14 protein-coding genes are annotated in these 18812 nt (G+C 68.6%); 9 read left to right on the top strand and 5 right to left on the bottom strand.

Translation table 11 applies throughout. The features are described from left to right. Positions 1 to 155: 155 nt before the first annotated feature. The 5 genes from B3349_RS19080 to recQ all read right to left on the bottom strand — a co-directional run bounded on the left by B3349_RS19080 (position 156) and on the right by recQ (position 8124). The gene (locus B3349_RS19080) at positions 156 to 2612 is read right to left on the bottom strand and encodes a TonB-dependent siderophore receptor (RefSeq protein WP_291591117.1); all 2457 of its coding nucleotides are present in this window, start codon (positions 2610 to 2612) and stop codon (positions 156 to 158) included. A 181-nt stretch (positions 2613 to 2793) separates the two neighbouring features. Further along, positions 2794 to 3822: a FecR domain-containing protein gene (locus B3349_RS19075; protein ID WP_291591115.1), complete on the bottom strand. Its 1029-nt coding sequence runs from the start codon at positions 3820 to 3822 to the stop codon at positions 2794 to 2796. A 1-nt stretch (position 3823) separates the two neighbouring features. Next, positions 3824 to 4339, bottom strand: a complete 516-nt coding sequence (locus B3349_RS19070) for a sigma-70 family RNA polymerase sigma factor (RefSeq protein ID WP_291591114.1) — start codon at positions 4337 to 4339, stop codon at positions 3824 to 3826. 133 nt (positions 4340 to 4472) lie between these two features. Further along, positions 4473 to 6137, bottom strand: coding sequence for an acyl-CoA dehydrogenase family protein (locus B3349_RS19065; RefSeq protein WP_291591113.1), 1665 nt, complete (start codon positions 6135 to 6137; stop codon positions 4473 to 4475). A gap of 118 nt (positions 6138 to 6255) precedes the next feature. Further along, on the bottom strand, positions 6256 to 8124 hold the full coding sequence (gene recQ, locus B3349_RS19060; protein WP_291591112.1) for a DNA helicase RecQ: 1869 nt from the start codon (positions 8122 to 8124) through the stop codon (positions 6256 to 6258). Between the two features lie 283 nt (positions 8125 to 8407). Here recQ and B3349_RS19055 point away from each other — a divergent pair, with 283 nt between their 5' ends. The 9 genes from B3349_RS19055 (at position 8408) to B3349_RS19015 (ending at position 18772) form a co-directional block, all read left to right on the top strand. Beyond that, on the top strand, positions 8408 to 8968 hold the full coding sequence (locus B3349_RS19055) for an acyloxyacyl hydrolase (RefSeq protein WP_291591111.1): 561 nt from the start codon (positions 8408 to 8410) through the stop codon (positions 8966 to 8968). A 148-nt stretch (positions 8969 to 9116) separates the two neighbouring features. Further along, positions 9117 to 10514 (top strand): FAD-binding oxidoreductase, encoded by a 1398-nt coding sequence (locus tag B3349_RS19050; protein ID WP_291591110.1) that lies wholly within the window; start codon positions 9117 to 9119, stop codon positions 10512 to 10514. A gap of 59 nt (positions 10515 to 10573) precedes the next feature. Next, the gene (hutG, locus tag B3349_RS19045) at positions 10574 to 11389 is read left to right on the top strand and encodes an N-formylglutamate deformylase (RefSeq protein WP_291591108.1); all 816 of its coding nucleotides are present in this window, start codon (positions 10574 to 10576) and stop codon (positions 11387 to 11389) included. A gap of 46 nt (positions 11390 to 11435) precedes the next feature. Next, the gene (locus B3349_RS19040) at positions 11436 to 12557 is read left to right on the top strand and encodes a histidinol-phosphate transaminase (RefSeq protein WP_291591106.1); all 1122 of its coding nucleotides are present in this window, start codon (positions 11436 to 11438) and stop codon (positions 12555 to 12557) included. A 17-nt stretch (positions 12558 to 12574) separates the two neighbouring features. Further along, positions 12575 to 13243 (top strand): DNA oxidative demethylase AlkB, encoded by a 669-nt coding sequence (alkB, locus tag B3349_RS19035; RefSeq protein WP_291591105.1) that lies wholly within the window; start codon positions 12575 to 12577, stop codon positions 13241 to 13243. A gap of 91 nt (positions 13244 to 13334) precedes the next feature. Beyond that, complete coding sequence (locus B3349_RS19030; RefSeq protein ID WP_291591103.1) at positions 13335 to 14399, top strand: homocysteine S-methyltransferase family protein; 1065 nt, start codon at positions 13335 to 13337, stop codon at positions 14397 to 14399. A 149-nt stretch (positions 14400 to 14548) separates the two neighbouring features. Then, positions 14549 to 15781, top strand: a complete 1233-nt coding sequence (locus B3349_RS19025; RefSeq protein WP_291591102.1) for a Fe-S oxidoreductase — start codon at positions 14549 to 14551, stop codon at positions 15779 to 15781. Between the two features lie 265 nt (positions 15782 to 16046). Continuing rightward, positions 16047 to 18344 carry a nitric-oxide reductase large subunit gene (locus tag B3349_RS19020; RefSeq protein ID WP_291591101.1) on the top strand — a complete coding sequence of 766 codons (2298 nt, stop codon included), beginning with the start codon at positions 16047 to 16049 and terminating at the stop codon, positions 18342 to 18344. Next, complete coding sequence (locus B3349_RS19015) at positions 18344 to 18772, top strand: hemerythrin domain-containing protein (protein WP_291591100.1); 429 nt, start codon at positions 18344 to 18346, stop codon at positions 18770 to 18772. The genes B3349_RS19020 and B3349_RS19015 overlap by 1 nt, the downstream gene beginning before the upstream one ends. The last annotated feature ends 40 nt before the right edge of the window (positions 18773 to 18812 follow it).

The raw sequence follows: 18812 nt of genomic DNA, 5'->3' as shown, positions 1-18812 counted from the left end.
TCTGACAGATTGCCATATCTGCCGCACTGCCGTTGCCATCGGGCGCCACGCACCGTGAACGCCGGCGCGCTGCGCACAGAGCGCCGGTCGCCGGGAGGGACCATGGCTTCTGTGCCGCTGCTTGCGCCGCCTTCGGCCGCGCAAGCAGCGGTGCGTCAGAAGTCGTAGCGCGCGCTGAGGTTCAGGCTGCGCGGTGCGCCCCAGGTGTAGAACAGGCCCTGGGAGGTGAAGTTGGTCACGCCCGCGAAGTAGCGCTTGTCCAGCGCATTGTTCACATTGGCGGCCACACTCCAGTGGCGGTCAACCTGGTAGCGGGCCATCAGGTCCACCAGCCAGTAGGCGTCCTGGCGCAGCGTGGTCGCCCCCCGGCTGGTGGAGATGTCGCTCTGCCAGCGGGTCGCCGCGCCCACGGTCAGCCCTTGCAGGGCCGAATCGCGGAACTGGTAGGTGGTACCCAGCTTGAACTGGTACTTGGGCGTGGTGCTGGACGAGTCCAGCGTGCTGCTGTTCATCACAAAACCGCCCTGCAGCTGCCAGCCACGGGCCAGCTCGCCCGACAGCTCCAGCTCCCAGCCGCGCCGCGTCACGCCGCTGACGGCGCGCGAGATGGTTTCGCCTGCGGGCGTCTGGCCCACGGTCTCGGCCGTGTTGTCGGTCTTCATCCAGAAGTAGGCGGCGCTGGCGTTCAGGCGCTTGTCGAAGAACTCGCCCTTGGCGCCGACTTCATAGGTCTTGCCTTCTTCCGGCGGCAGCGTCTGTTCGCTGGCGTTCTTGGCGCTCTGGGCCTGGAAGATGCTGGCGTAGCTGGCATACAGCGACACGTCGCGGGCCACATCCACCACCAGACCGGCATAAGGCGTTACCACGCCGCGTTCGTGCAGGTCGTAGTTGTACCAGCTGACGTCGGAGACATCCTTCTGGTCGTAATTGGTGGCGCGGGCGCCGACGATCAGCTTGACCGGGTCGGCCAGGCTGAAGCGGCCGGCGGCGTACACATAGTTGCGCTTGCGGCTGAACAGGTCGTTGGAATAGGTCAGGCCGCTGAGGTCGACATGCGGCAGCGCACCGCCGCCCTGGGCATAGTCCAGGCCCAGCGCGCCCAGCGTGGTGTTGGCGCCGCTGCCGCGCTGCAGGTTGATGCGGCTCTTGGAAGCCCCGGCACCCAGCAGCAGGTCGTGCTGGTGGCCGAACAGGGAGAAGGGCCCTTGCACGTCCAGCTGGATGCTCTGGTTGCGCGTCGTGTTATCGCCGTAGCGGCCGAAGTTCACAGCACCCGGCAGGGCGTTGTTCATATAGCCCAGCAGTTGCTCGGGCACGTCGATTTCCTCGTGCACCAGTTGCAGCTTGGCCTTCCAGCCCTGGCCGAAGTTGTGCTCCAGCCGGGTGAACAGGTTCAGGCCCTTTTGCTCGTAACCGGCCCAGCGCGCACCGTTGTTGTAGGAGCGCGGCATCCAGCCGACAAAGGCGCCGGTGCCGGAATAGGCCTGGATGGGCGTGGTGGCGCCCGAGCCGCGCAGCGTGCGTTCGCGGTAGGTGACGCCGGCGCTCAGCAGTGTGTCGGGCGAGAGGTCGTATTCGAGCGTGCCGTAGACCATGCGGCCGCTGGAGTCCTCGTAGTCGCGGAAGCCGCGGGCGCGCTTTTCCGACAGCACCAGCCGCCCGCGCAGGCTGCCTTCGGCGTTCAGCGGACCTGCAATATCGGCATCCGTGCGGTAGCTGTCCCAGCTGCCGGCGCTGGCTTCCACATGGGCCTGGAACTCCTTGGTCGGGCGCTTGCGGATCAGATTGATGGTGGCGCCGTAGTTGCCGTCACCATTCATCAGGCCGGACGAGCCCTTGAGCACCTCGACGCGGTCGATGTCGGCCAGGTCGTCCATGGTGTAGAGCGTGTGGGTGTTGAAGCCCCAGCCGCTGGAGAGCTGGCGCGCGCCGTCCACCTGCAGATTGGCGGTGCTGCCCCGCACGTTGTACGTGACCATCTGGTTCTGGCGGCTCACCGTCAGGCCGGGTGTCTGCTCCATCACATCGGTCAGCGTCTGCAGCTTGAAGTCTTCCATGCGCTGGCGGGTGAAGACGGTGACCGATTGCGGGGTCTCGCGCAAGGTCAGCGCCAGGCCGGTGGCAGCGCCGCTGGGGCCGGCGGCCGTGTAGCGGCCCGTGCCTTCGGTGGTGCCATCCTGCACCGCTGCGGCGGCCGTCACCTTGACCTCGGCCAGGGTGGCCGCGCCGCTGCTGCGCTGGGCGGCTTCGGGGATGCGGCGCAGGGCGTAGGCGCCGCTGGCGTCGGGCACGGCTTCCAGGCCGGTGCCGGCCAGCAGGGCCGCCAGGGCCTGGGCCACGCCCTGCGTGCCCTGGGCACCGCTGGTGTGCAGGCCGGCCACCAGATCGGGGGCAAAGCTGATCAGCGCTCCGGATTCACGGCCCAGGCGGTTCAGGGCCGAGGCCAGCGTGCCGGCGGGAATGGTGTAGCTACGCTGTGCCTGGGCGGTGCTGGTCTGGGCGAGTGCGGGCAGGGCGGGCAAGGCCGTGGCGCAAGCGATCAGGCTGGCGCACAGCAACTGGGTGGCCCGCGCCGTGGCGGTGGGCTGGGGGTGAAGCGGTCGGCGGTTCATGCGGTGGAATCCCTCGGTGGATAGGCTGAAAGCAGGGCTGGCGCGTGGGCGCAGTCCGTCTGAGGGGCTTGACACGCAAGGGGCCGGAAATGGCCGGTTTTTTTGCAGATTTTGAAAAAAAGCTGCAGATGCTTTCCAGAAAAACCTGGTTTGCTATGCAATCCGGAGTGAATTGCGTGCGTCAGCTGCGGCGCTCTACCGTGACCCACCAGCGGGTGCGCGGTTGCAGCTGTACCGGCAGGGCGCGGGTGAGGGCGTTCAGCACCCGGTCTGTGTCGGCCAGGGGGTAGGCGCCCGAAACCCGCAGGCCGGCGGCATTGGCGGCACAGCGCAGCAGGCCGGTGCGGTAGCGCGACAGCTCGGCCAGGAAGTCGGGCAGGGGCATATCGTTCACCACCAGCATGCCGTCGTGCCAGGCCCCGGCGCCTTCGGGCAGGGGGGTGGCAGAACCGGCCTGGCTGCGTTCGAGCGTGGCCTGCTCCCCGGCGTCCAGGCGCAGCACGTCCTGCGGTGCCTGCACCGGATGCAGCTCCACCGCGCCTTCCAGCACCGCCACGCTGGTGTGCTGCGCGTGCTGGCGCACCGTGAAGCGGGTGCCGATGGCGCGCACCAGGCCTTCGGCCGTGCGCACCCGCAGCGGACGCGGCTGGCCGGTGGCGGCATCCGGGGCGTTGTCGGGCGCGCTGTGCACCAGGATTTCACCGGCGCGCAGCACGATCAGGCGCTCGGTGGCGCTGTAGTGCAGGTCCACCGCCGTGGCGGTGTTCAGCCACAGCCGCGTGCCGTCGGCCAGCTCGCGGCTGCGCTGTTCCCCCGTGGCCGTGGCCAGGTCGGCTGCCAGGCGCTGCCAGTGGGGCTGGCCCATGCCGCTTTGCTGCAAGGCCAGCAGGCCGCCGGTGCCGGCCGTCAGCAGCAGGGCCAGACGCAGGGCATGGCGCCGGCCGTGGCCGGACGCGGTCAAGGCCTGGCGCGCGACAGAGGCCGGCAGGCCGTGCAGCTGCTGCTGCCACTGTGCATCCAGGGAGGCGATGCGCTGCCAGGCCTGGGCATGCAGCGGGTCCGCCTGCAGCCAGCTGTGCCACTGCTGCCGGGTACGCTCGGACGGGGGGGCGCTGTCATCGTCCAGGGTCAGCAGCCAGTGCACGGCGGCACGGGCCACGGCAGGGGGGATGGTGGCAGCAGCGGGAGGAGGGGGAGCCGGGTGGTCCATCTCACTCCCCCACGCCGAAGTAGCAGCGCTCGGCGGCGGCGGCCAGGTGCCGGCGCACCGTGGTGCGGGACAGGCCGAGCTGCTGGGCAATCTCTTCCTGGGTCAGCTCTTCCAGCCGCCACAGCAAAAAGGCCTGGCGGGCCACGGCTGGCAGGCCGTCCAGCAGCTGGTCGATGGCGACCAGGGTTTCCAGCACCATCAGCTGGACATCGGGAGGCGGTGCGACGGGGTCGGGCAGGGCGCCGAGCGCCTCCAGGTAGGCGCGTTCGATCTGGCGCCGGCGCAGGTGGTTGGACAGCAGACGCTGGGCAATGGTGGTGAGGTAGGCGCGGGGCTCCGCCACCTGGTCCAGCGGCTGGCCGGGCGCCGTCCAGGCGCGCAGAAATGTGCTCTGTGCCAGATCCGCCGCGTCCCAGGGGCAGCCGATCTTGCGGCGCAGCCGTGCCACCAGCCAGCCATGGTGCTGCAGGTAGAACGTCTGCAGGGTATGGGCTGCAGCGCTGAGGGGGGCGGACATGGAAAAGCCTGGAATCTATGAATAAGAATTGTTCGTATTCTATGGACTCTGCAATTCCATGCGGGCGCATCGCCCCACGGAGGCGGCGCGGACCCCGCACAGTGTCTGCCGGGCGCCACAGTGCGGTCCGGGTTCAGGCGGGCAAGGCGCGTTCCAGCAGTGCCGCCACATCCAGCGTACGGGCGTCGATGGCGCCCACCACGCGGGCGCTGCCGTGCACGATGCGGGTGGCGATGAAGGCGTCGGCCACCCAGGACGGGGCATGGCGGCGCAGCAGGCAGGCCTGGGCCACCAGCACCAGCTTCTGGGCGATCAGGCGGGCCAGCAGCTCCTGCTCGGCAGGGGGGCGGTGCAGCAGGGCCTGCAGGGCATGGAGCTCGGTCAGCAGGTGGCTGTCTTCCCCGGCGGCATCCATCAGGTGGGTGAGCAGGGCCTGGCTGCCTTCGGGTTCCCGGCCCAGCGCACGCAGCATGTCCAGGCACATGATGTTGCCCGAGCCTTCCCAGATGCTGTTGACCGGCGCTTCGCGGAACAGCCGGGCCACCACGGCGGGCTCCACATAGCCGTTGCCGCCCAGCACCTCCATGGCTTCCCCAGCTACCTCGACCGCGCGCTTGCAGACCCAGAACTTGGCGGCCGGTGTCATCAGACGCTTCCAGGCCCGTTCTGCCGGGGCCGGGTCGGCGCCTTCGCAGGCTTCGAAGGCGCTGGCCAGGCGCATCGCCAGCATGGTGGCGGCTTCGCTTTCCAGCGCCAGATCGACCAGCACGCTGCGCATCAGCGGCTGCTGCACCAGCGGCTTGCCAAAGGCCTGGCGGCGCTGGGCATGGTGCAGCGCCTGGACCAGCGCCTGGCGCAGGATGGCACTGCTGCCCAGCACACAGCACAGGCGGGTGGTGGTGGCCATCTCGATGATGGTGGGAATGCCCCGGCCGGGCTCGCCCAGCAGCAGGCCGTAGGCGCCGTGGAATTCCACCTCGCTGCTGGCGTTGCTGCGGTTGCCCACCTTGTCCTTGAGCTGCAGCAGGTGCACGGTGTTGCGCGTGCCGTCGGGCTGCCAGCGTGGCACCCAGAAGCAGGCGGGGCCGGCGTCGGGCGTCTGCGCCACCACCAGGTGGGCATCGCTCATCGGCGCCGAAAAAAACCATTTGTGCCCCGTGAGCCGGTAGGCCTGGCCGCGCCCGGGTGCGCCGTCGGGGACGGCCTGCGTGGTGTTGGCGCGCACATCGGAGCCGCCTTGCTTTTCCGTCATGCCCATGCCCACCCACAGCGCCTGCTTGTCGGGCCAGGGCCGGTCCTGGGCATCGAAGTGGCGTGACAGCAGCCCGGCCTTGATCTGGGGCCACAGCGCGGTCTCGTGGCGCAGCACGCCGATGGCGGCGGTGGTCATGGTGGCGGGGCAGAGCGAGCCTTGTTCCACCTGGCCGTGCAGATAGAAGCCCGCCGCCCAGGCGGTCCAGCGGCCGGCGCGGGTGTTCTCGTAGGGCAGCCCGACCAGGCCCTGTTCGCGGTACAGCGTCAGCAGCGCATGCCAGCAGGGGTGGTAGTGCACGGTGTTGGTGCGCCGCCCGCGGGCATCGAAGGCCTGGAGCCTGGGGGGATGGGTGTTGGCCAGCTGGGCCCATTGCCAGGTGGCGGGGGAGGTGACGCGCTGGGCATAGTCCTGCAGCGAGGGCAAGGCCCAGCTCGCGTGGTCCTGCTGCACGGCATGGAGCAGGGCCGCATCGGTTTGCAGCGGTGCCTGTTGGCACGGTTCATCGACCTGGTTGAAAACCTCGTGGGTGTCGTCAGAAGCCATCGTCATACCTCCCAGCAGCAGTAGCGGGGCAGTATGGCGGGTTTGCGGGTGTGCGGGTATTAGCAGCGTTCCTGATCGCCGCCTGCGGAGGGCCGCGGGCGGTGCCCCGCAGGGCGCTTCAGACCGAGGTGCCGCCGATGACCCGCAGGACTTCCGCGCCGTAGGCATCCAGCTTTTTGCTGCCGATGCCGCTGATGCTGCCCAGGGCCTGGAGCGAGCCGGGGCATTGCTCGGCAATCGCGGCCAAGGTGGCATCCTGGAAGATCACATAGGCTGGCAGATTGTGCGATTTGGCCACTTCCGAGCGCCAGGCCTTGAGGTTGATGAAGCGCGCCTGCGCATCCGGCCCCAGGTTGGCGGCGGCGGCATTGGGTTGCACACCGCGCTTGGTGCTGCGGCTGCGGGCGGCCGCCACGGTTTCGCGCAGCTGCACCTGCACCTCGCCGCGCAGCACGTCGCGCGAGCCGCTGGTCAGGCACAGGGTGTCGAACACATGGCCGCTGTTTTCGCTGGTCACCTTGTGCAGGCCCAGAGCGCCGGTGGCCAGCAGCTGGCGCATCACGCCGCGCAGCTGGGTTTCGCTGTAGCCCTTGCCGATGCCGAAGGTGGAGACCTTGTCGTGCAGGAACTGGCGCACCTTGTCGGTGTCCTTGCCGCGCAGCACGTCCATGATGTGGCCGGCACCAAAGGTGAGGGCACTCATTTCGTGCACGCGGTAGATGGTGGACAGCAGCTTGCGCGCTGCGTCCGTGCCGTCCCACACCGTGGGGGGATGCAGGCAGTTGTCGCAATTGCCGCAGGGGCTGGAAGTCTCCCCGAAGTACTGCAGCAGGCGCACGCGGCGGCAGTCGGTGGCTTCGGCCAGCGACAGCAGGGCGTCGAGCTTGCTGCGCAGCACGGCCTTGAATTCTTCCTCGGCCCCGCCTTCGTCGATCATGCGCCGCTGGTTGACCACGTCACTCAGGCCATAGGCCATCCAGGCGTGGGCGGGCAGCCCGTCGCGGCCGGCGCGGCCGGTTTCCTGGTAGTAGCCCTCGATGTTCTTGGGCATGTCTACGTGGGCCACAAAGCGCACATCGGGTTTGTCGATGCCCATGCCGAAGGCGATGGTGGCCACCATCACGATGCCTTCTTCGCGCAGGAAGCGGTCCTGGTGCTGCTGGCGCACTTCGGACGGGAAGCCCGCGTGGTAGGGCAGGGCGTTGATGCCGGCCTGCTGCAGGGTCTGGGCGATTTCCTCCACCCGGCGGCGCGACTGGCAGTACACCACGCCGGCTTCGTCCGCATGCTCGTTCTGGATGAAGCGCAGCAGCTGCTGCGTCACATCCTTTTTCTCGATGATGGTGTAGCGGATGTTGGGCCGGTCGAAGCTGCTGACGAACTGCTGCGCCTGTTCCAGGTGCAGGCGCTCGACGATGTCGGCCCGCGTCAGCGCATCGGCCGTGGCGGTCAGCGCAATGCGCGGCACGCCGGCATAGCGCTCGTGCAGCACCGACAGGGCGCGGTACTCGGGGCGGAAGTCATGGCCCCATTGGCTCACGCAGTGCGCTTCGTCGATGGCAAACAGGCTCAGCTGGCCCTGGGCGTGCAGGTCGTCCAGCAGGCCCAGAAAGCGCGGCGTCACCAGCCGCTCGGGTGCGGCGTAGAGCAGGGTCAGCTGGCCGCTTTGCAGCTGCCATTCCACCTGCTGGGCTTCGTCGTAGCTGAGCGACGAATTCAGGAACGCCGCACTCACCCCGGCCTCGTGCAGCGCACCCACCTGGTCGTGCATCAGCGCGATCAGCGGCGATACCACAATGGCCACGCCCTGTCCGGCCTGCTGGCGCACGATGGCGGGCACCTGGTAGCACAGGCTTTTGCCGCCCCCGGTGGGCATCAGCACCAGCGCATCGCCGCCCGCCACCACCTGGTCCACGATGGCTGCTTGGGGGCCCCGGAAGGAGGCATAGCCAAAAACGTTCTGGAGGGTGGACAGGGCGGCAGACAAGGGAAATCTCGAAAAGTGAGCGCGCGGTGCAGGCAGGGCGAGCTGTAGAGGGTGTTTTTATCGGGAGGGCCACCGAAGGTGGCGGCCGCTATTGTGCGCCGGCCCGTCCGCGCAACGGCATTGCAGGGGCTTGGCGTGCTCCCCTGGGCGCCGCAGGCTGCGCCATTGGCTGACAGCTTCTGTCCCTCTGACCTACGCCGGGGCTGCGGCTTGTTCTGCAGACTGGTCGGTAACGCAGGCAGGCCATCCGCAACTGCCTGGCCACCCCAAAGAGGAGCAGCCCATGCATGTCCACGCCATGCGCTGGATCGCCACCGGAGTCACAGCCCTGACCGCGCTGGCGGCAGCAACCACGGTCCAGTCACAGGAAGCCCGCACCCTGTATCTGCAGGGCGGAGCCGGCGAGCGCGAGGCCTACGCCACCACGGTGGGTCTGACCTGGCCCTGGAAAACCTGGTCCTGGTCGCTGGGCAGCGGAGTGGTGCGCGGGCAGTGGGATGGGTATCTGGGCAACTGGTCCAGCCGCCCGGAAGCATCGGCGCGGCGCAACACCCTGGTGCTGGGTGTGGGCCCCAGCCTGCGCTGGCGCGCAGCGGCAGGGCAATCCCCCTGGTTCGTGGAACTGGGGACGGGCCTGAGCTGGTTCAGCCGCCACTACCGCAATGGCAGCGATGCCTTCGGCAGCCGCGTCAATTTCTCCAGCCACCTGGGGCTGGGGCGCAACTTTGGCCCTCAGCGGGCGCATGAACTGTCGCTGCGCATCCAGCACAGCTCCAATGCCGGCCTCCAGGAGCCCAACCCGGGCGAAAACTTTCTGCTGCTGCGCTACGCCCACGCGTTCTGAGGGGCCGCACTTGCCCGATGGGCCACAGCGGAATTGCTGCAGGGCCTGACGGCACCGGGCGCATGGCACGACAATGCCGTGGTGCATTCCCCGCAGCCCCCGGCTCACCCCGGGGGCTGTGTGCCGTTTGAAAAGGTTTCCTGCCCCCATGTCTCTCCCCTCCATCGACTCTTTTCTTTCCGCGCTGCAACAGCAATTGGGTGACGGTGCCGTCCAGGTGGGCACCGCGGTGGAAGCGCGCTTCCACACCGACTGGAGCGGCCAGCCGCCGGTGGCCCCGCTGGCCCTGGTGCGTCCGCGCAGTACCGAGGACGTGGCGGCCGTGCTGCGCCTGTGCCATGCCCACCGCATCGCGGTGGTGCCGCAGGGCGGTCTGACCGGCCTGGCCGGCGGTGCCGTGCCGGTGCAAGGCTGCGTGGCGCTGTCGCTGGAGCGCATGAATGCCATGGAGGCCGTGGACGCCCGGACCGGTCTGGTGACGGTGCAGGCCGGTGTCACGCTGCAGGCCGTGCAGGAGGCTGCCGTGGCGGCCGGCATGGTGTTCGGCGTGGACCTGGGCGCACGCGGCAGCTGCCAGATCGGCGGCAATGTCTCCACCAATGCCGGCGGCAACGGCGTGCTGCAGCACGGCATGATGCGCGAGCAGGTGCTGGGCCTGGAAGTGGTGCTGGCCGACGGCACGGTGCTGCCCATGCTGCGCCCCATGCTGAAGAACAACACCGGCTATGACCTCAAGCAGTTCTTCATCGGCGCCGAAGGAACGCTGGGCGTCATCACCCGCGTGCTGCTGCGCCTGCGCCCCATGCCCCAGGCCAAGGCCACGGCCCTGGTGGCGGTGCCGCATTTCGATGCCGCGCTGGCCGTGCTGCAGCGCATGCAAGGCCGTTTCGGCAACAGCGTGGCCGCGTTCGAGCTGATGTGGGACAGCTTTGTGCAGGCCTCCATCCAATGGCAGAAGCTGCAGGCCCCGCTGGCCGAAAGCCACCCGCTGCTGGCGCTGATCGACGTGGATGGCAAGGACGAAGCCAGTCTGCGCGACGCCGTGGAAGAGGCCCTGGGCGAAGCCATGGAGGCCGGTGAGGTGGCCGACGCCGTGATCGCCCAGTCGCACACCCAGGCCCGCACGCTGTGGAAGCTGCGCGAAGCCCCGGCCGAGCTGAACACCCAGATGCACCCCCCGATCAATTTCGATGTCAGCCTGCCGCAGGCCGACATCGGCCGTTTTGCGCAAGCCATCCAGGCGGACTTCGATGCGCGCTGGCCCGGCCACCACACGCTGTTCTTCGGCCATGTGGGCGACGGCAATCTGCATGTCTCCACCGACGGCGCCACCGTCCACGGCGAGTGTGACGCGGTGGAAGCCGCGCTGTACGCGCAGGTGGCACGGTTCCACGGCAGCGTCTCGGCCGAGCACGGCATCGGCCTGCACAAAAAGCCTTTCCTGCATGCCAGCCGTACGCCGGAGGAGCTGGCGGCCATGCGCGCCATCAAGGCCGCGCTGGATCCGCTGAATCTGATGAACCCCGGCAAGGTGTTCGACCTGTAAACCACTTGGCCTCCCAGGCCCGCTGTGGCGGGCCGGCCCGCATCTCTCCCATGCACGCTATGACCGATATCGCTCCCTTCCACTTCCACCAGGGCACCCTGCCATTGCTGGTGTCCATGCCGCACGCGGGCACGCATGTGCCGGCCGACATCGCGGCCCTGCTCACCGACGAAGCCCGCCAGGTGCCTGACACCGACTGGCACATGCCCGAGCTCTACGCCTTTGCCAAGGCCATGGGCGCCTCCATCCTGGCGGCCACCCATTCGCGCTATGTGGTGGACCTGAACCGCTCCCCCGATGGGGCCAGCCTCTACCCCGGCCAGAGCGTGACCGGCCTGTGCCCGGTGGACACCTTTGACGACACGCCCCTGTACCAGCGTGCCGAAGACCAGCCGGACGGCGCCGAAGTGGCGCGCCGCCGCAGCACCTACTGGGCGCCCTACCATGCCCAGCTGCGGGCCGAGCTGGACCGCCTGCGTGCCGCGCACGGCCGCGTGCTGCTGTGGGATGCGCATTCCATCCGCTCGGTGCTGCCGCGCTTTTTCGACGGCAAGCTGCCCGATCTGAACCTGGGAACCGCCGATGGCGCCAGCTGCGCACCGGAACTGGCCCAGCAGCTGCTGGCCATTGCCGAGCAGGCCCTCGGTGCCACGGCGGTGCTCAACGGGCGCTTCAAAGGCGGCTACATTACGCGCCATTACGGCCAGCCGGAGCAGGGCATCCACGCCGTGCAGCTGGAGCTGACGCAGTGCAGCTACATGCAGGAAGCGCTGCCCTTCGCCTACCTGCCCGAACGTGCCGGCATCCTCCAGCCCACGCTGCAGCAGATGCTGCAGACGGCCCTGACCTGGGTGCAGCAGCCGGTACAACCCTGAGAGACCACGGCGGCGACGGCGCCCTGCACCGCGCCGCCTTTTTGCCATGAACGAGAACATTGCCCAACTGGCACGCCCCGAAGTGCCCACCTTGCCGGCCTACAACGTCGGCCTGTCGTCCGATGCCGTGCGCACCCGCTACGGCGTGCAGCACATTGCCCGCCTGGGCAGCAACGAGAACCCCCATGGTCCCAGCCCCCGCGTGGGCGCGGCCCTGGTGGATCTGGCACGCCAGATCCAGTACTACCCGGATGCCAGTGCCACCACGCTGCGCGATGCACTGGCCGCCCGCCATGCGGTGCAGCCAGGCCAGCTGGTGCTGGGCAACGGTTCGGAAGACATCCTCCAGATGCTGTGCCAGGCCTTCACCGGCGTGGGCGATGTGGTGCTGACCCAGCGCCCGTCCTTCGGCCTGCACGAGATCTATCCGCGCATGATGGGCGCCAGCGTGGAGCTGGTGGAACTGACGGCCGATCTGGAGTTTGATCTGGCCGCCTGGTGCGCCGCGCTGCAGCGCGCGCCCAAGCTGGCGTTCATTGCCAACCCGTCCAACCCGGTGGGCTGCATGTGGACGGCCGAACAGTTTGCCCAGCTGCTGCAGGCCGCGTCACCGCAGACGCTGCTGGTGGTGGACGAGGCCTATGTGGAATACGCCAGCCTCACGCCCGGCTACCCCGACACCCTGGCCCAGCTGCAGGACTGCGGCAAGCCCTGGATCGTGCTGCGCACCTTCTCCAAGGCCTGGGGCCTGGCCGGTCTGCGCGTGGGCTATGGCGTGGCGGGTGATGCCGCCACCATTGCCCTGCTGGACCGGGTGCGCACCCCGTTCAATGTGAACCAGGCCGCCCAGGTGGCGGCCATGGCCGCGCTGAAGGACGAAGCCTATATGCGCCGCAGCGTGCAGGCCACGGTGGTGGAACGCGAGGCCCTGGCCCAGCGCCTGCGCGCTGCAGGGCTGCGCATGGCGCCGTCGGCCACGAATTTCCTGTTTGTGGAAGTGGGGCGCGATGCGGCCGTGGTGGCCGAAGGCCTGCTGGCCAAGGGCGTCATCATCAAGCCGTGGAAGGAGCCGGGCTTCACCCAGTTCCTGCGCGTGTCCGTGGGCCTGCAGGAAGACAACCAGCGCTTTGTGCAGGCGCTGTCGGCCGTGCTGGGACGGGCCATCTAAGCCGCAGGGCACGCACCATGACGGCCTCGCTGTTCGATGACCCGCCCCAGCCCATGGAGCGCATGGCTATCGACGATGGGGCCTGGCTGCTGCGTGGCTGGGCGCTGGAGCGGCAGGCGCAGTGGCTAGGTGCCGTGCAGCAGGTGCTGGCCTTGCAGCCGCTGCGGGCCAGCTGCACGCCCAGCGGCAAGCCGATGTCGGTGGGCATGAGCAACTGCGGCGCCTACGGCTGGGTCACCGACGCGGCGGGCTACCGCTACAGCCCCACCAACCCGGACACTGGCGCGGCCTGGCCGGCGATGCCGGATTTCCTGCACGACCAGGCCGTGGCCGCGGCGGCGGCTGCGGGCTACCCCGGCTATGCGCCGGATGTGTGCCTGGTCAACCAGTACCTGCCAGGGGCCCGCATGGGCCTGCACCGCGATGCGGACGAACAGGACTGGGCTGCGCCCATTGTCTCGGTCTCGCTGGGACTGCCCTGCCGCTTCCAGTGGGGCGGGCTGGAACGCAGCAGCCCGGTGCGGCGTTTCACGCTGCTGCACGGTGATGTGCTGGTCTGGGGCGGTGCCACGCGCATGGCCTACCACGGCGTGCTGCCGTTGCAGGACGGCGTCCACCCGTTGCTGGGGGGGCGGCGCTGGAACCTGACCTTCCGCATGGCGCGCAGCCACTACCGGCCGCAATGACTTCTGGCGGGTGGACGGGCCGGCGGCCCGCGCGGGCCACGATGCACCCGCTGCTGCGCGGGGCGGGCTGCTCTTCCTACAATCGGGGGTTATGAGCCTGCCCACCTACACCCGCGCCCAAGAACTGCCCGCCACCCTGGCCCAACGCCTTGTCATCCTCGACGGGGCCATGGGCACCATGATCCAGCGCTTCAAGCTGGGTGAGGCCCAGTACCGGGGCGAAGGCTACAGCGGCGCCGATGGCGCAGGCGATCGCTTTACCGACTTTCCCCGTGACGTGAAGGGCAACAACGAGCTGCTGTCCATCACCCGCCCGGACGTGATCCGCGACATCCATGAAAAGTACCTGGCGGCCGGAGCGGACCTGATCGAAACCAACACCTTCGGCGCCACAACCGTGGCGCAGGAAGACTACGGCATGGCCGATCTGGCGCGCGAGATGAACCTCAAGAGCGCCCAGCTGGCCCGTGCCGCTTGCGACAAGTACAGCGTCAACGGCCGCATCTGCTATGTGGCCGGCGCTCTGGGCCCCACGCCCAAGACCGCGTCCATCAGCCCCGACGTGAACGACCCGGGGGCCCGCAACGTCACGTTCGAGCAGCTGCGCCAGGCCTATTTCGAGCAGACCGTGGCCCTGATCGAAGGCGGCGCGGACGTGATCCTGGTGGAAACCATTTTCGACACGCTCAACGCCAAGGCCGCGCTGTTCGCGGTCGAAGAAGCCTTCGATGCCACCGGCGAACTGTTGCCCATCATGATCAGCGGCACCGTCACCGATGCCTCGGGCCGCATTCTGAGCGGGCAGACGGTCACCGCCTTCTGGCACAGCGTGCGCCACAGCAACCCGCTGTCGGTGGGCCTGAACTGCGCGCTGGGTGCCACGCTGATGCGCCCCTACATCCAGGAGCTGGCCAAGGCCGCGCCGGACACCTTCATCAGCTGCTACCCCAATGCCGGCCTGCCCAACCCCATGAGCGACACCGGCTTTGACGAAACCCCCGACATCACCGGCCGCCTGGTGCATGAATTTGCGGCCGAGGGCCTGGTGAATATCGTCGGCGGCTGCTGCGGCACCACGCCCGACCATATCGGCGCCATCGCCCGGGCCGTGCAGTCCACCACCACCCGCAAGCTGTTCTATCCCGCCCACGCCTGAGGGCGTGGTGCGCACCCGAAGCCAGGCGGAGTCATGGAGCGTCCTGCAACGGTGCCCTGCACCGCACGCGACCCGCACGGCAGCGCTTTCAGGGTGCCGCCGGGCATGCCCGTAGGGCCCGGCGGGCGCAACTGTTCTACAGTCGGGCCGTGACCACCTCCCTGCCTTCCTCGCTCACCCCGACCGCAGCCCCAGCCGCTGCGGCGCCCACGGCGGCCGCCAGTGCCGCCCATGCGGTGCTGCCGGTCTCGGGCGTGGCCTCTGCCGCCCAGGTGGCGCCCATACTGGCGGCGGCGCAGGCCGCGCTGGCCAAGACCGTCAATCTGTCACCCCAGGCGCAACAGGCGATCAAGGCCGAGGCCTTTGCCCAGCTGGTGTCCCAGCTGGTGCAGCAGATCCAGGGAGGCACGGTACAACTGCCCGCCAACTGGCCGGCAGGTGGGGTCACCCCCCAGTGGCAGGCCTTGCTGGCCGCCCTGGTGCAGCAGGCTTCGGCCGGCCAGCCGCTGCCGCAGCAACTGCTCAGCGTGCAGTCCTGGCCTGCGGCCCTGGCCCAGGCGGTGCTGCAGAGCGGGGCCGGGAGTGCGGGGGGGGCGCCGGTCCCGTCGGCCCCCTCTGCCGCCACCCTGGCGTCCGCCGCAGCTGCGCCGCAGGCGCCCACGGGCGCTGGCGTGGCAGCGGCGTCGGCCGCATCGCCAGGTGCTTCCGCTGCAGCAGGACAGGCAGCCGGTGCCGGCACGCCGGCGGCCACCGTGCGGCCCGCCTTGCCGGCGTTGCAGAACTGGCTGGTGCAGCAGGGCGTGCTGCAGGGGCCGGACGGCGAACGGGCTTTCACCTTGACGCTGCGGGTGCCCGTGGCCTGGGCCCAGGCGCAGAGCGTGCTGGGTCAGGCCCTGGGGGCTCAGCTGGCAGGGGGCGGCCCGGGGCTGTCCGGCAGTGCCCTGGGGGCCTTGCTGCTGCCCTATGGCAGCAGTGTGCAGCAGCTGGCCAATGCCACGTTCGGTCTGGTGCTGGCGCCGCAAGGCCTGCCGGCGGGGCAGACCCAGGCCATGCGCACCAGTGCCGTGCTGCAGCTGGAGTTTCAGCCCATGCCGATGGCGGCCAGCCAGGTCGCACAGCAGGCGGTCACTGCCGGCCTGTTGCCCGCCGGCATGCTGCCGCAGGAGGCTTACCAGGCCCTGTTGGCGCGAGGCGGTGACCCCTGGCTGCACATGGCCCAGCAGCAGGCCAGCGGCCAGCTGCCGCGCGAGCGCCAGCAGCATGGCAGCGATGGCCAGTGCAACCGCGCCGGCTGCCAGTACCAGGGCCGTGCCGAATGCGCCCAGCCGTTCTGCGCCGAGATGAACAGCCTGTGGGCCGCATCGCGCTCCAGCCGCCTCTGATCTTCCCTCAGTTGCTGTCGAGGTCGGTGCGCGTGGGTACGGCCCGAGATGGCTGTGGGTGTTTATGACCCTTTGCAGGGTGTTTTGAACCTTGCAAGGCAGGGTGAAAAACACCGCATGGTTCTGCAAGTGTCTGATTTGATTGCCTGATTCGACTGGCACCGGCTTTGCTCCAAGCATGCCATCCATCGTTACAGGCAAGGCACTATGAACACTTCGTTGAACCACCACCCCGCAGCCGCCGTAGCGGCCCCGGAGGTGCACCATGGGTAGCTACCGCAAACACTGGCTGGCCTTGATCGCGGTGCTGATCGTCACGTTCAGCCTGCTGGGCTATTACGGCCGAGAGGTCTACCGCCAGGCCCCGCCGATTCCGGACCGCGTTGCCACGGCCAGCGGGGAGGTGCTCTTCACGCAGGAAAGCATCCTCGACGGCCAGACGGCCTGGCAGTCGGTCGGGGGCATGCAGCTGGGCTCCATCTGGGGCCACGGCGCCTACCAGGCGCCGGACTGGACGGCCGACTGGCTGCACCGCGAACTGACGGCCTGGCTGGACGTGGCGGCCGAGCGTGAGCAGGGCAAGCCCTTTGCCGAGCTGGATGCCGGCGCAAAGGCCGTGCTGCGCGACCGCCTCAAGACCGAATACCGCACCAACACCTTCGATGCTGCCACAGGCACGGCCACGGTGTCGGCCCTGCGGGCCGAAGCCATCGCCCGCACGGCGCGGTACTACGACCAGCTGTTCAGCGATGCCCCGGCGCTGCAAGAAAGCCGCGAGCATTTCGCCATGAAGGAAAACACCCTGCCCAGCGCGGAACGCCGCGCGCAGATGGCGGGTTTCTTCTTCTGGACGGCCTGGGCTGCGGCCACCGAGCGCCCGGCCGACATGGGCGGCAGCGGTGCCACCTACACCAACAACTGGCCGCACGAGCCGCTGATCGGCAACCAGCCCACGGGGGAGAACCTGGTCTGGTCGGTGATGAGCGTGGTGGTGATGATGGCCGGCGTGGGCTTTCTGGTCTGGGGCTGGTCTTTCCTGCGCAAGCAGGAAGAGGATGATCCCACCCCGCCCGTGCACGACCCCCTCAGCCGGGTGCCCCTGACCCCCTCGCAGCGCGCACTGGGCAAGTACCTGTTCCTGGTGGTGGCCCTGTTCACGACCCAGGTGTTCCTGGGCGGCTTCACGGCCCACTACACCGTGGAAGGCCAGCAGTTCTATGGCGTGGACGTATCGCAGTGGTTTCCGTATGCGCTGGTGCGCACCTGGCACATCCAGAGTGCCTTGTTCTGGATTGCCACCGGCTTCCTGGCGGCCGGCCTGTTTCTGGCGCCGCTGATCCATGGCGGCAAGGACCCCAAGTACCAGAAGCTGGGCGTGGACATTCTGTTCTGGGCGCTGGTGGTGGTGTGCGTCGGGTCGTTCATCGGCAACTACTTCGCCATTGCCCAGGTGCTGCCGCCGGAATGGAATTTCTGGCTGGGCCACCAGGGCTATGAATACGTGGACCTGGGTCGCCTGTGGCAGATCGGCAAGTTCGCCGGCATCGTCTTCTGGCTGGTGCTGATGGCACGCGGCATCTTCCCTGCGCTGCTGGCTCCCAGCGGTCAGGACAAGAACCTGCTGGCGCTGCTGACCTGCTCGGTGGTCTGCATCGGCCTGTTCTACGGCTCCGGCCTGTTCTACGGTGAACGCACCCACCTGTCGGTGATGGAGTACTGGCGCTGGTGGGTGGTGCACCTGTGGGTGGAAGGCTTCTTCGAAGTCTTTGCCACCACGGCACTGGCCTTCATCTTCTCGACCCTGGGTCTGGTGTCCTACCGCATGGCCACGGCAGCCAGCCTGGCTTCGGCCTCGCTGTTCATGCTGGGCGGCGTGCCCGGCACCTTCCACCACCTGTACTTCGCGGGTACCACCACCCCGGTGATGGCCGTGGGTGCATCGTTCAGCGCACTGGAAGTGGTGCCGCTGGTGGTGCTGGGCCATGAGGCCTGGGAACACTGGCGCCTGCAGCACCGCACGCCCTGGATGGCACACCTCAAGTGGCCGCTGATGTGCTTTGTGGCGGTGGCGTTCTGGAACATGCTGGGGGCAGGGGTCTTCGGATTCATGATCAACCCGCCCATCTCGCTGTACTACCTGCAAGGCCTGAACACCACGCCGGTGCATGCCCATGCCGCGCTGTTCGGTGTCTATGGCTTCCTGGCCCTGGGCTTCACGCTGATGGTGCTGCGCTATGTGCGCCCGCAGCTGGTGTTCAGCGAGAGCCTGATGAAAACCGGCTTCTGGTGGCTCAACGCCGGTCTGGCGCTGATGATGTTCACCAGCCTGCTGCCCATCGGCCTGTTCCAGTTCCACGCCAGCGTCACCGAAGGTCTGTGGTACGCCCGCAGCGAAGCCTTCCTGCAGCAGCCCTTCCTGCAGACCCTGCGCTGGGTGCGCACTTTCGGGGATGTGGTCTTCATCGTCGGTGCCCTGTGCGTGAGCTGGCAGGTGGTGCGCGGACTGTTTGGAACCCCGGCGCCTGCGGCCCCGGCCGATGCGGTGCTGGTGAAAGGCATGTGATGCAGATCGACAAGTTCAAACACCAGCATGGCGACATCAAGCGCCGCGTCGCTGAGCTGCGGGATCTGGCCCGCGCCGGAGCGGACACCCACGCCGAGGCGATTGCCCAGGGCATCGTGGCCATGAGCGCGCTGATCAAGCTGCACCTGGCGGTGGAGGACCAGGTGCTGTACCCGGCGCTGCAGGCCGACCGCCAGAGCGATCTGGCCCGGCTGGCGCGGCACTACCAGAGTGACATGGTGCCCATCGCCGCGGCCTACGACGCCTTTGCGCGGCGCTGGAACACCAGCCAGCGCGTGCGTGAGGATGCACAAGGCTTCCGTGACGACGCCAACCTGGTGCTGCGCAAGCTGCACGAGCGCATGCTGCGCGAAGACCGGGAGTTCTACCCGCAGATCGAGGCGCAGGAGCTGGCCGGCGCGCTCTGAAACGGGTTGTGTGAGTGATCCATCGTTGCGGCCCCTCGGG

The organism is Comamonas sp. UBA7528 (genome assembly GCF_002479375.1).
GTDB lineage: Bacteria > Pseudomonadota > Gammaproteobacteria > Burkholderiales > Burkholderiaceae_C > Comamonas.
This window is presented reverse-complemented; position numbering and strand designations above follow the sequence as displayed.

What these genes read in the sequence shown, in the direction of transcription:
- B3349_RS19015 (WP_291591100.1), top strand. Translation starts at nt 18,344, where the DNA reads ATGCAGATCGACAAGTTCAAACACCAGCATGGCGACATCAAGCGCCGC.
- B3349_RS19050 (WP_291591110.1), top strand. Translation starts at nt 9,117, where the DNA reads ATGTCTCTCCCCTCCATCGACTCTTTTCTTTCCGCGCTGCAACAGCAA.
- B3349_RS19070 (WP_291591114.1), bottom strand. Translation starts at nt 4,339, where the DNA reads ATGTCCGCCCCCCTCAGCGCTGCAGCCCATACCCTGCAGACGTTCTAC.
- B3349_RS19075 (WP_291591115.1), bottom strand. Translation starts at nt 3,822, where the DNA reads ATGGACCACCCGGCTCCCCCTCCTCCCGCTGCTGCCACCATCCCCCCT.
- B3349_RS19080 (WP_291591117.1), bottom strand. Translation starts at nt 2,612, where the DNA reads ATGAACCGCCGACCGCTTCACCCCCAGCCCACCGCCACGGCGCGGGCC.
- B3349_RS19020 (WP_291591101.1), top strand. Translation starts at nt 16,047, where the DNA reads ATGGGTAGCTACCGCAAACACTGGCTGGCCTTGATCGCGGTGCTGATC.
- B3349_RS19055 (WP_291591111.1), top strand. Translation starts at nt 8,408, where the DNA reads ATGCATGTCCACGCCATGCGCTGGATCGCCACCGGAGTCACAGCCCTG.
- B3349_RS19065 (WP_291591113.1), bottom strand. Translation starts at nt 6,137, where the DNA reads ATGGCTTCTGACGACACCCACGAGGTTTTCAACCAGGTCGATGAACCG.
- B3349_RS19040 (WP_291591106.1), top strand. Translation starts at nt 11,436, where the DNA reads ATGAACGAGAACATTGCCCAACTGGCACGCCCCGAAGTGCCCACCTTG.
- B3349_RS19030 (WP_291591103.1), top strand. Translation starts at nt 13,335, where the DNA reads ATGAGCCTGCCCACCTACACCCGCGCCCAAGAACTGCCCGCCACCCTG.
- alkB (WP_291591105.1), top strand. Translation starts at nt 12,575, where the DNA reads ATGACGGCCTCGCTGTTCGATGACCCGCCCCAGCCCATGGAGCGCATG.
- hutG (WP_291591108.1), top strand. Translation starts at nt 10,574, where the DNA reads ATGACCGATATCGCTCCCTTCCACTTCCACCAGGGCACCCTGCCATTG.